We start from the raw sequence: 12,695 nt of genomic DNA on the forward strand, positions 1-12,695 counted from the left end.
TCCGATGAATTTTTCCCAATTCTTCATTTCACGGCCGATCTTCGCAGCGGTGCTTTCGCTGCTGATCCTGATCGCCGGTGCGATCTCGCTGTTCCAGCTACCGATCAGCGAATACCCGGAAGTCGTGCCGCCAACCGTGGTGGTACGTGCCAACTTCCCGGGCGCCAACCCTAAAGTCATCGGTGAAACCGTGGCCGCTCCGCTGGAGCAGGCCATCACCGGCGTCGAGAACATGCTGTACATGTCCTCGCAGTCGACCGCTGACGGCAAGATCACCCTGACCATCACCTTCGCCCTGGGCACTGACCTGGACAACGCGCAGGTGCAGGTGCAAAACCGGGTGACCCGAACCGAGCCGAAGCTTCCCGAGGAAGTGACGCGCATCGGTATCACCGTCGACAAGGCTTCGCCCGACCTGACCATGGTTGTGCACTTGACCTCGCCGGACAAGCGCTACGACATGCTCTACCTGTCCAACTACGCAATCCTCAACATCAAGGATGAGCTCGCTCGTCTGAACGGTGTTGGTGATGTGCAGTTGTTTGGTATGGGCGATTACTCGCTGCGGGTCTGGCTCGATCCGAACAAGACCGCTTCGCGCAATCTGACCGCGACCGATGTGGTCACCGCGATTCGTGAGCAAAACCGCCAGGTGGCTGCCGGTCAATTGGGTGCGCCCCCTGCCCCGAATGCCCAGAGCTTCCAGCTGTCGGTCAACACACAGGGTCGTCTGGTCTCCGAGGAAGAGTTCGAGAACATCATCATTCGTGCAGGCGACGACGGTGAAATCACTCGCCTCAAGGACATCGCTCGCGTTGAACTGGGCTCCAGCCAATACGCGCTGCGTTCGTTGCTGGACAACCAGCCGGCAGTGGCCATTCCGATCTTTCAGCGTCCAGGCTCCAATGCCATCGACATCTCGAACGACGTTCGGGCGAAAATGGACGAGTTGAAGAAAGGCTTCCCGCAAGGCATGGATTACAGCATCGTCTATGACCCGACGATCTTCGTGCGCGGTTCGATCGAGGCGGTGGTTCACACCCTCTTCGAAGCACTGATCCTCGTGGTACTGGTGGTGATCCTGTTCCTGCAAACCTGGCGCGCCTCGATCATTCCGTTGGTGGCGGTGCCGGTATCGTTGATCGGTACGTTTGCGGTGATGCACCTGTTCGGCTTCTCGCTCAACGCGCTGTCGCTGTTCGGCCTGGTACTGGCCATCGGTATCGTGGTCGACGACGCCATCGTGGTGGTGGAAAACGTCGAACGGAACATTGAACTCGGACTGACACCGGTCGAAGCAACCAAACGGGCCATGCGTGAAGTAACCGGTCCGATCGTTGCCACGGCGCTGGTGCTGTGTGCGGTGTTCATTCCGGCGGCGTTCATCTCCGGCCTCACCGGGCAGTTCTATAAGCAATTCGCACTGACCATCGCCATCTCGACCGTGATCTCGGCGTTCAACTCGCTGACCCTGTCGCCAGCATTGGCCGCAGTATTGCTGAAAGGCCATGACGCACCGAAAGACCGCTTCTCCAAGGTGCTCGACAAGATCTTCGGTGGCTGGCTGTTCCGTCCGTTCAACCGTTTCTTCGACCGTGCCAGCCATGGCTACGTCGGTACGGTTGGCCGGGTTATCCGCAGCAGCGGCATCGCCCTTCTGCTCTACGCAGGCCTGATGGTGCTGACCTTCTTCGGTTTCTCCAGCACGCCGACCGGTTTTGTACCGGGCCAGGACAAGCAATACCTGGTGGCCTTCGCACAACTGCCGGATGCCTCGAGCCTGGATCGCACCGAAGAAGTCATCAAGCGCATGTCCGACATGGCGCTGAAACAGCCAGGCGTGGAAAGCGCCGTAGCGTTCCCGGGGCTGTCGATCAACGGCTTCACCAACAGTCCGAACGCCGGCATCGTCTTCGTGACCCTGAAACCGTTCGACGAACGTAAAGACCCGAGCATGTCCGCCGGTGCGATTGCTGGTGCCTTGAACGGCCAGTACGCGAACATTCAAGAGGCGTACATGGCGATCTTCCCGCCACCGCCGGTACAAGGTCTGGGCACCATTGGTGGTTTCCGCCTGCAAATCGAAGACCGGGGCAACCTGGGCTACGACGAGCTGTACAAAGAAACCATGAACATCATCAACAAGAGCCACAGCGTGCCGGAACTGGCCGGGCTGTTCACCAGTTACACGGTGAACGTGCCACAAGTCGATGCCGCCATCGACCGTGAAAAAGCCAAGACCCACGGCGTGGCCGTCAGCGACATCTTCGACACCCTGCAGATCTACCTGGGTTCGTTGTATGCCAACGACTTCAACCGCTTCGGGCGCACCTATCAGGTCAACGTTCAGGCCGAGCAGCAGTTCCGCCTCGAATCCGATCAGATCGGTCAACTGAAAGTACGCAACAACAAAGGCGAAATGATCCCGCTGGCGACATTCATCAAGGTCAGCGACACCTCGGGCCCGGATCGCGTGATGCACTACAACGGCTTCATCACTGCAGAAATCAACGGCGCGGCTGCCCCGGGCTACAGCTCCGGCCAGGCGGAAAAAGCCATCGAGAAACTGCTGAAAGATGAACTGCCGAACGGCATGACCTACGAGTGGACCGACCTGACCTACCAGCAGATTCTGTCCGGCAACACCGCGCTGTTCGTGTTCCCGCTCTGCGTATTGCTGGCGTTCCTGGTACTGGCCGCTCAATACGAAAGCTGGAGCCTGCCACTGGCGGTGATCCTGATCGTACCGATGACCCTGCTGTCGGCCATCACCGGCGTGATTATCTCGGGCGGTGACAACAACATCTTCACCCAGATCGGCTTGATCGTATTGGTGGGACTTGCCTGTAAGAACGCGATTCTGATCGTCGAATTCGCCAAGGACAAACAGGAAGAAGGCCTCGACCCGCTCGCTGCGGTACTGGAAGCCTGCCGTCTGCGTCTACGGCCGATTCTGATGACCTCCTTCGCGTTCATCATGGGCGTGGTGCCACTGGTGTTCTCCAGCGGTGCCGGTGCCGAGATGCGTCACGCCATGGGTGTGGCGGTGTTCTCCGGGATGCTCGGGGTGACCTTCTTCGGTCTGTTGCTGACGCCAGTGTTCTACGTACTGATCCGTAATTTTGTCGAACGCGGCGAAGCCCGCAAAGCGGCCAAAGCTCTGAAACTGGAGGCGCAACAATGAGTCTGAAAGTCTTCCTGCCGAGTCTGCTGGTGCTGGCCCTCAGCGCCTGCGCTGTCGGCCCCGACTACAAGACCCCAGCCACGGAGGCGGCCAATATCACGGCCGTCACCGACGGCGCCGCCGGACAAAAGAACTTCGACCGTTCGAAATTCGAAGGCATCTGGTGGCAGCAATTCGACGATCCGACCCTCAATCAGTTGGTGACCCAATCGCTGCAAGGCAACCGTGAACTGCGCGTGGCGTTCGCCCGCTGGAAAGCCGCCCGGGCGATCCGCGACGACGCCAGCAACGATGCGATGCCGACCATCACCAGCCGCGCCAGCAGTGATCTGGCCAAGGGACAAATCCCTGGCCAGACCACCGACCGGGTCAATAGCGAACGCTATGACCTGGGGCTGGACATGGCCTGGGAACTGGATCTGTTCGGGCGTATCCAGCGCAATCTGGAAGCCAGCGACGCCGACCAGCAAGCGGCCGAAGCCGATCTGTACCAACTGCAAGTCACCATGATTGCCGAACTGGTCGACGCTTACGGTCAACTGCGCGGCGCGCAACTGCGCGAAAAGATCGCCGTGGCCAACCTCAACAATCAGGTGGAATCGCGCAAGATCACCATCAGCCTGCGAGACGCCGGTGTCGGTGATCAGCTTGATGTCGAGCGCGCCGATGCGCGTCTGGCCAACGTTGAAGCCACCGTGCCGCAGTTGCAGGCGGAACAGGTTCGGCAGAAAAACCGTATCGCCACCCTGCTAGGTGAGCGTCCGGACAAACTGACCGTCGATCTGAGTCCAAAAGACCTGCCAGCGATTGCCAAGGCTCTGCCAATCGGTGATCCGGGCGAACTGTTGCAGCGTCGTCCGGACATTCTCAGCGCTGAACGCAATCTGGCTTCGGCCACGGCGCGCATCGGTGTCGCGAAAGCCGATCTGTTCCCACGGGTCAGCCTCAGCGGCTTCCTCGGCTGGACGGCCGGGCGTGGTTCGCAGATCGGTTCCTCGGCGGCCAACGCCTGGGCACTCGGCCCGAGCATCACGTGGGCGGCGTTCGACCTTGGCAGCGTACGCGCCCGTTTGCGTGGCGCCGATGCTGAAGCCGAAGGCGCACTGGCGACTTACGAGCAACAAGTGCTGCTGGCCCTGGAAGAGTCGGAAAACGCCTTCAGCGATTACGGCAAACGTCAGCAACGCCTGATCTCGCTTATCCGTCAAAGCGAATCGAGCCGCAAGGCTGCCGACCTCGCTGAAATCCGTTATCGCGAAGGCACGACAGACTTCCTCGTGCTGCTCGACGCGCAGCGTGAACGGCTGAATGCCGAAGACAGTCAGGCCCAGGCTGAAGTCGACCTGTATCGCGGCATTGTCGCGATCTACAAGGCCCTTGGCGGCGGCTGGCAACCGGAGACTGTTGCCAGCAAGTAATCGATTGTTAAAGAGCTCCTTTGGTTGGCCGCAACCAACCAAATTTTTTGCCCCGCGTATCATTCGGTCGCGGGGCTTTTTTTTGATTTTTGATCAATGAAATCTTGTAGGAGCGAGCCTGCTCGCGAATGCGGTGTGTCAGGCGATACCATCGGGGCTGATCCAATGCTTTCACGAGCAGGCTCGCTCCCACGGGGTTAACGGTGTTCTTCAGATCGGGTGTTTTCCAGCACTGTGACGGTGGCTGTGGTGCCCGCTCGCAGGCGGTTTTTACCGGCGTAGTCGCCATCGATATCGATCCGCACCGGCACCCGCTGTGCCAGTTTTACCCAGGTGTAACTCGGGTTGATATTGGCCAGTAACCGACTGCCCGGCGCGTTCTCACGGTCGGCAATGGCGAAGGCAATGCTTTGCACGGTGCCGCCGAAAGTCTCCCCGCTCATCAATTGCACCCGCACCCGATCGCCCTCGCCGATACGCGGCAGTTTGGTTTCTTCGAAGTAACCACTGATGTAGAACGAGTCACTGTCGACCAGCGCCAACAACGCGCCGCCACTCACCGCGTAGTCACCCTCACGGGTCAGGAGGTTGGTCACGTAACCGCTGACTGGCGACTCGACGCGGGTGCGCTGCAAGTCCAGTTCTGCCTGGGTCAATGCGGCAATCGCCAACTGCACATTGGCCTCGGCAAGACCGAGATTGGCCTGATTGCGCAACACGTCCGCCTGGGCCACGGCCACATCGGTACTGGATTTTTCCCACTCTTCCCCAGAGATCGCGAACCCCTGCTTGAGCGTACGTCGTCGGCGTTCTTCACTCTGCCGCTGCTTGAGCAAGGCTTCACTGGCAACAATGGAGGCTTGAGACTGGCCCAGCGTTGCCTTCGCGACCTCCACCGACCGTCGCGCGTGCTCCACCGCCAGGCTATAGCGCGCCGGATCGATTTCCAGCAGCAGTTGCCCCTTGGCGACATGTTGGTTGTCCTGCACCGCAAGCCTGACAATCCGCCCCGAAACGTCGGCAGACAAGGTCACGACATCCGCCCTCACCCGTGCATCCCGGGTCCACGGCGCACGGGTGTAATGCTCCCAGGCAAACCAGCCGAGTACGATCGCCAGCAGCACCACCGCCAATGTGATCAATCGCGTGAATAGCACTTTCAAGGCATCAGGCTCCCATCAGCAAAATCAGCGTGGCACACACGCAGGCATACAAGGCACCTTCGAACAGCGCCTCATGCCAGACCAGACGCAGCACGCCCAGACGCCGCAATCCCCAGTCCAGCATCATGAATATCGGGATGGCCAGCAGTAACGCCTGGGCAATGGGCGGCAGATAGACACCGCCGATTTCGAAATCAATGGGCAAGGGCTGCTTCTCCTTCCGGGACGGTACGCTGAATGTCGTCACCGTGGCGCTGCAGGAATGACACGACGATCAACAGGGCCACACGCATACGAAACAGCGACCAGACATGCTCATGACTGGCGACGTGCAGCTCATCCAGTTCATCGCCCAATGTATGCAGCGTGGTCAACAACGGCGCCAGTTGCACATCCTGCCGCCCGGCGACAAAGCGCCCGGTTTTGCGCACGGCCGATGCCAGACCCTGAGTAAAGGCATCTGTCAGCAGCGCATTATTGTGTGCCTGCTGTCGCAACTGATGCATCGCCACGCCGAGTGCCACGCAAGCCAGACTGATTTCATACAGTTGCTGCATGGGCCGGCTGTTCGCCGCTGGCAGCAGGCCGAGCATGCTGGTCAGGCGATCGACCATACGGCTTTCGAAGGCAAACTGTTGTTCATCGGTCGCGGGGGTTTTGGTCAGCGCATACACCTGCTCGCGCGCTTCGTTATACAGACGGCGAAGGCGCCACGCCGGGCGAAACGGGAAAATCCACGCATAGACAATCAGGGCAAGCATGGCCGCGCTGACGTAGGCGCCGGCGAATTCGAACCATTGAATCGCGGTGTTCTGCCCGGTGCCGACATTTTGCGGGCCGAGCAGCAGGAAACTCGACAATCCCAACCCCATGCCGATCCCCGCTGTTGCCGGACTCGCCAAGCCCACAGCGATCACATACAGCAGCGGTACCAAAAGTAATGCCAACAGCTCGAAATCACTGATCGCCGGTACCAGCATGAATTGATAAAAGGCTGATACCACCAGCGCCAGCCCCAAGCCTCGGGCGTAACTCTGTGCGGCCAGCAGCGGCCGCGGAAACGTCGCCATCAGCGAACAAAGAATGCCCACCAGAATCATCCCGCCTCGTGCGCCATCCCAGGCGGTTTCGATCCAGATCAACCCGGCAACCAGTAATGCGGTAAAGGCGCGGACGGCGTTCATCGAGGCCAGAGTGAAATCCAGGTGCAAGGGGCTGGCCTGACCACGATAAAGGCAACTGGCCTCCCGCCCTTCCTGAATGGCATCGCTCAACTCCAGAATCTGTTCCAGTTGCTGTAACAGCCGCGCCTGTTCCCAACGCAACGCCCATGCCAGCGAACGCAGAGTAGCGCTCATGTCTTCGGTCAGTTGCTCGGCCTTATAGGCCAACACCTCGAACTGTTGCTGCAAAGTGACGATGTGATGGCGTCTATCCGGGGGCAGTGACCGCCCCTGCTCCGCCAATTGGTCGAGAAGTGCCAGTTCATCGGCACGAAGGCGTTGGATATCGAGGGGCAGATCACCCTCCCAGCGCTCGGTCAGCAGTTCGCGCTGATGCCGTAAAGCGGTCAACCGCGAGGTCAGCAGCATCAGTTGATTGCCCAGCAATAGCACCAGGTTATTGGCGCTGCGCAAACGTGGCGCATCGAAATACAAATGGCGACGCAACCCTTCCAGGGCGCTGATCTCCCCAAGCAAACGCATTTGTCGGTGTTGAAAATCGGTTTCGCTTTCCTCCGTGCGCAACACTGCCGCGGCATGGCTCGCTGCCAGCTTGATCACCTGATCAACCTTGGCGAAGTAACCTTTGGCCACGGTTTGCGGGCGCGCCGTGAGCAGGCTGACCACACAGACACAGGCCACAGCCAGCAAGGTTTCGGTGACGCGGGTAATGGCAAGGAGGAAGGTGCCATCCTGATCAGGAATAGCCAGCAACGCCACCACCACAGCGGTATAACCGCTGAGTACAAACGCCTGGGAACTGGTGTAACGCAGCAACGTGCCGCCCGCGGTACAGAGCGCCAGCCACAGAGCCAGCGTGGTAATGAACGGCAGCGGCGCCTGCGGGAAGACCGCCATGATCAATACTGCAACCGTCGCACCAAGGGTGGTGCCGATCACCTGGCCGAAACTGCGCGCCAGCGCCATGCCCGCCAACGGCTGACTGACAATGACGACCGCCATGATCGACCACTTGGGCTGATCGAGATCGAACAAAAACGCCAGATACAACGTCAACAGACCCGCCGCAATGGTACGCAGGGCAAACAGCAGTACGGCTTGACCTGGATGGATCACAACCTTGAAATAATTGAACAGAGCTTGCATGGCAACACTCAACGAAGCGACTCCTGCAAGCGTAGACACTGCATCGCATGCCTGACGGGTTTCGAAGTCGACAGAACTTGTAGGGCGATTCGCATGCTCGGTGTTTGACTCAGAGCCTGAGCTGACCGAAGCTTGCCGCTCTGCTCAAGTACGTCTGTTTTCGGAAACCTGCATGCCTCAGTCTCGTCGCTACCTGCTTATCAGTCTTGGCCTTGTCCTCATTGCCGTCGTGGTCTGGCTGTCCGTGCGCAGCACCACTGCGGTGATTCCGGATGCAATCAAACATGGCTACAGCGAAGCGCTGGGCGCCGCCCGTACCGGTGAACCGGGCGCTGCGCGTCAGTTGTATCAGCAACTGGGACGTCCGGATCTTTCGGTCAAGCGGCGTGTCTGGCTGCATGGCGAGTTGCCCAACTACCCAAGCCCACAGGCCCTGAAGCTCGCCGACGCGGACCTCCAGAACGAAGCCCCCGCGGTGCGCCTGGCGGCGATCAAAAGTGTGGTGGGCCTGGTGCCTGGCGGGCAACGCAGCCTGTTGCTGGGGCCGATGCTGGATGACGAGGATCAAACCGTTCGTTTTGCGGCAATCAATGCTCTGCTCGGCCTGTCCCCGGACGAACTGGGTCTGTATTTCGCACCGTTGCAGCAGGCAATCGATGGCTGGGAACAGGCGCTGAAGGATCAACCGGAAAGCGCCGCGTCTTATGCGCAACTGGCGCGCCTCTATATACATAACGCCGAACTCAAGGAAGCGCAGCTGGCGCTGGACAACACACTGCGGCTGGAACCCGGCAACCTGCCGGCATTGGTGATGCAGATCGACGTGCTCGACCGCCAGGGCCAGAGTGACGCCGCCCGCCAACTGCTCGCTCGACAGCTTAAAGCCCAGCCTGACTCCGCCTATCTGCAACATGCCCTCGGCCTGTGGCTGCTGCACCACGGCCAGCGTGAATATGCCTTGCTCGGCCTGTCCAAGGCTGTCGAACTGGAACCCGATAACAAGGACTACCGCTACGATCTTGCAACCACCCTGCACAGTGCGCAGGAGCTGGAAGCGGCGCAGAAACAGTTGCAGGAAATCGTCCAGCGCCACCCTGCCGACCGCAAGGCGCGGGTCTTGCTGATCAATTACTGGAAGGAAAGCGGTCAACTGCAGAACGTACAGATTTTGCTGGCTCAACTGGAGCAGTTGAACCCTGACGATCCGGCGCTGCAGCAAGGTCTCTGATCCTGCGGCAATGGGGTAAATCCTTTCGCGCTGAAGAAAAAGCGGAACTGCCATCATTGCTACGGGTCAAGTAGTTCAGGCCGTTCAATTCAGTCAGCGGTCTCGATTCCCGTAGTCATGAGAGGGCATTTTTTGTCGACATCTAACGAGTTGATCAGTGCGAAAGCCGCCACCGGTATTGTAGGCCTGGATGACATCCTCGCCGGGGGCTTGTCTCGCGGGCATGTCTTTTTGCTGGAGGGTGAACCCGGTACCGGCAAAACCACAGTCGCTTTGCATTTTCTCATCGCCGGCGCCAAAGCCGGCGAGCGCTCGTTGTACATCACGCTCTCGGAAACCGAGCGTGAACTGCGCCAAGGGGCGCTTTCCCATGGTTGGGAGCTGGACGAGAATATCCACATTTTCGAGCTGACACCCCCGGAAAGTCTGCTCAACGCGGAACATCAGCAGAGCCTGCTGTATTCCTCCGACCTGGAGTTGGGTGAGGCGACCAAGCAGATTTTCGAGGTGGTCGAACGCTTCAAACCGACGCGAGTGGTACTCGACAGCCTGTCGGAGATCCGGTTGCTGGCGCAAAGCTCCTTGCGTTATCGCCGGCAAATTCTGGCGATCAAGCATTATTTCGTGCGTTACGACGCCACCGTGTTGCTGCTTGACGACCTGACCACCGAATCCCTCGACAAGACCGTGCACAGTGTCGCCCATGGGGTGATTCGTCTTGAAGAACTGACGCCTAACTACGGTGCCGAGCGCCGACGTATTCGCGTGATCAAATACCGTGGGCAAAAATACCGCGGCGGTTATCACGACTTCACCATCATGGGTGATGGCGTACACGTATTCCCGCGCCTGGTAGCGGCGGAGCACCGTGGTGACTATCCGCGCCTGCAATTGACCAGCGGCATCAAAGAGTTGGATGCCTTGCTCGGCGGCGGTATCGAAACCGGCTCCAGCACCCTGATTCTGGGCCCGGCAGGTACGGGCAAATCATTGATATCGATGATTTTCGCCGCCGCTGCTGTGGCTCGCGGGGAAAAAGCCGCACTGTTCATCTTCGACGAAGAGCTGGAACTGCTGTTCGAGCGCATGAGAAATATCGGCATCGATCTCAAGGCCCTGCGCGCCACCGGTAATCTGCTGATCGAGCAGGTTGACGCCGCCGAGTTGTCACCGGGTGAGTTCTCCCACCGCGTGCGTCGCTGCGTCGATGAGCGCCAGATCAAAACGGTGGTCATTGACAGCATCAACGGCTATCAGGCGGCGATGCCGGAAGAAAACGCTTTGGTGCTGCACATGCACGAGCTGCTGCTGTATCTGAACCGCAAAGGTGCGGCGACATTCATGACAGTGGCCCAGCACGGTCTGGTTGGCGACATGCAGGCGCCGGTCGACATCACTTATCTGGCTGACACGGTGATTCTGTTGCGCTACTTCGAAGCCATCGGCAAAGTCCGCCGTGCGATCTCCATTATCAAGAAACGCACCGGCAGCCATGAATCAACGATTCGTGAATACCGGATCTCGAAACAGGGCATGACCATCGGCGAACCATTGGAAGCCTTTCAAGGCGTGCTTCGCGGTGTGCCGACTTACCTCGGCGCGAGTAATCCACTGTTACAGGAACAAGGCTCGTGACAGTTGCGGTTGCGCTGTCCGAACGGGCGCTGATTCTGGCGCCCATGGGCCGCGACAGCCAGATTGCGCTGATGATTCTCAACGAGGCGGGTTACGGCGGCATGATCACCCCCGATCTCGCCACGCTGTGTACGCAACTGGAACCCGGTGCCGGGCTATTGTTGATTGCGGCAGAAGCATTACGCGGTCCGGAAATGGAGGCGTTGTTGCACTATCTGGAGCAACAACCGGCGTGGTCGGATCTACCGATTGTGCTGCTCACCCATCACGGCGGACAGGAGCAAGGCCCGTCTTCGCACCTCAGCGGCCTGCTGGGCAACGTGACCTTCCTTGAGCGCCCTTTTCACCCTGCCACCTTGGTCAGCCTGGTATCCGCTGCCTTGCGCGGTCGACGACGACAGTATGAAGCCCGCGACCGTCTGATCGATCTCAGTGAAAGTGAACGACGCCTGCAATCGACGCTGGAAACGCTTGAGCAACAGGTCGAGGAACGCACCGCCCAACTGCGGCACAACGAAGAAGCGTTGCGCCAGTCGCAGAAAATGGAAGCGGTCGGCCAGCTCACCGGCGGTATCGCCCACGACTTCAACAACATGCTTACCGGCATCATCGGCAGCCTTGAATTGCTGCGTCGGCGCCTGGCGCGAGGTCGCACAGAAGACCTCGACAGCCTGATCGATCTGGGTGTGACCTCCGCTAATCGTGCCGCCGGCCTGACCCATCGGCTTCTGGCGTTTTCGCGCAGACAATCGCTCGATTCGAAAGCCGTACAGATGAACACCCTGGTGCTGTCGATGAGCGAGCTATTGCAGCGCAGTCTCAACGAAAGCATTCAGCTGGACATGCGTCTTGACGACAAGTTGTGGGTCGCCGAAGCAGATCCCAATCAACTGGAAAGCGCCCTGCTCAACCTGGTGATCAATGCCCGCGACGCCATGCCCGAGGGCGGCAAACTGGTGGTCGAGACCAGTAATCAGGTACTGCACCGTGACTTTACCCAGGCCTACGCCAATCTTGAGCCTGGTGATTACGTGATGTTGAGCGTCACCGACAACGGCAGCGGCATGCCGCAGAGTGTGGTAAGCCGTGCATTCGATCCATTTTTCACCACCAAGCCGATCGGTCAGGGTACCGGTCTGGGCCTGTCGATGATCTACGGTTTCAGCAAGCAGTCGCGTGGGCACGTCTCGATCGACAGCGAAATTGATCAGGGCACGACGGTCAAACTTTACTTGCCGCGTTTCCGTGGCGAAGAACTCGAACTTCCCGTTTCCGATACCGAGCAGGCTCCCCAAGCCATAGATGGCGAGACCGTGCTGATCGTCGAAGACGACCCGGCCGTACGCGTGCTGGTCAGTGCGGTACTCAGTGAATTGGGTTATGCGTTTGTCGAGGCCGGAGACGCCGATAGTGCCCTGCCGATTCTCAACTCAGCGCAACGCATTGATCTGCTGATCAGCGACGTCGGTCTGCCGGGCATGAATGGTCGCCAACTTGCGGAAGTTGGTCGGCAATACCGGCCGGGTTTGAAGGTGTTGTTCATCACCGGCTACGCCGAACATGCGGCAGTGCGTGGCGGATTCCTCGACTCAGGAATGCAGATGATCACCAAGCCATTCACTTTCGACCTATTGACCGCCAAGGTGCGGGAGATGATCAAAAGCTGAAACCGCTGAAACACTGAAACTGTAGGAGCTGCCGAAGGCTGCGATCTTTTGATCTTGTTCTTGATCATCA

The 12,695-nt window shown here is 59.2% G+C and carries 8 protein-coding genes; 5 read left to right on the forward strand and 3 right to left on the reverse strand.

The features are described from left to right. Positions 1–4: 4 nt before the first annotated feature. Positions 5–3,184: an efflux RND transporter permease subunit gene (locus tag ACW9IR_RS12275; protein ID WP_077573019.1), complete on the forward strand. Its 3,180-nt coding sequence runs from the start codon at positions 5–7 to the stop codon at positions 3,182–3,184. Next, positions 3,181–4,602: an efflux transporter outer membrane subunit gene (locus tag ACW9IR_RS12280; RefSeq protein ID WP_102901819.1), complete on the forward strand. Its 1,422-nt coding sequence runs from the start codon at positions 3,181–3,183 to the stop codon at positions 4,600–4,602. The genes ACW9IR_RS12275 and ACW9IR_RS12280 overlap by 4 nt, the downstream gene beginning before the upstream one ends. A 197-nt stretch (positions 4,603–4,799) precedes the next feature. Here ACW9IR_RS12280 and ACW9IR_RS12285 read toward each other — a convergent pair whose 3' ends face one another. From ACW9IR_RS12285 to ACW9IR_RS12295, 3 genes are read right to left on the reverse strand one after another with little or no spacing between them, the layout of a single operon-like run. After that, positions 4,800–5,765 (reverse strand): biotin/lipoyl-binding protein, encoded by a 966-nt coding sequence (locus ACW9IR_RS12285; RefSeq protein ID WP_150729862.1) that lies wholly within the window; start codon positions 5,763–5,765, stop codon positions 4,800–4,802. Between the two features lie 4 nt (positions 5,766–5,769). Beyond that, on the reverse strand, positions 5,770–5,970 hold the full coding sequence (locus tag ACW9IR_RS12290) for a DUF1656 domain-containing protein (protein WP_095120872.1): 201 nt from the start codon (positions 5,968–5,970) through the stop codon (positions 5,770–5,772). Continuing rightward, the gene (locus tag ACW9IR_RS12295) at positions 5,960–8,095 is read right to left on the reverse strand and encodes an FUSC family protein (RefSeq protein WP_457463405.1); all 2,136 of its coding nucleotides are present in this window, start codon (positions 8,093–8,095) and stop codon (positions 5,960–5,962) included. The genes ACW9IR_RS12290 and ACW9IR_RS12295 overlap by 11 nt, the downstream gene beginning before the upstream one ends. A 172-nt stretch (positions 8,096–8,267) precedes the next feature. Here ACW9IR_RS12295 and ACW9IR_RS12300 point away from each other — a divergent pair, with 172 nt between their 5' ends. From ACW9IR_RS12300 to ACW9IR_RS12310, 3 genes are all read left to right on the forward strand, one after another. After that, positions 8,268–9,323, forward strand: coding sequence for a tetratricopeptide repeat protein (locus ACW9IR_RS12300; RefSeq protein ID WP_102901822.1), 1,056 nt, complete (start codon positions 8,268–8,270; stop codon positions 9,321–9,323). Positions 9,324–9,455: 132 nt separating this feature from the next. Further along, positions 9,456–10,958: an ATPase domain-containing protein gene (locus ACW9IR_RS12305; protein WP_457463407.1), complete on the forward strand. Its 1,503-nt coding sequence runs from the start codon at positions 9,456–9,458 to the stop codon at positions 10,956–10,958. Next, the gene (locus ACW9IR_RS12310; RefSeq protein ID WP_102901824.1) at positions 10,955–12,625 is read left to right on the forward strand and encodes an ATP-binding protein; all 1,671 of its coding nucleotides are present in this window, start codon (positions 10,955–10,957) and stop codon (positions 12,623–12,625) included. The genes ACW9IR_RS12305 and ACW9IR_RS12310 overlap by 4 nt, the downstream gene beginning before the upstream one ends. The last annotated feature ends 70 nt before the right edge of the window (positions 12,626–12,695 follow it).

Source organism: Pseudomonas sp. SDT291_1_S447, assembly GCF_054070155.1.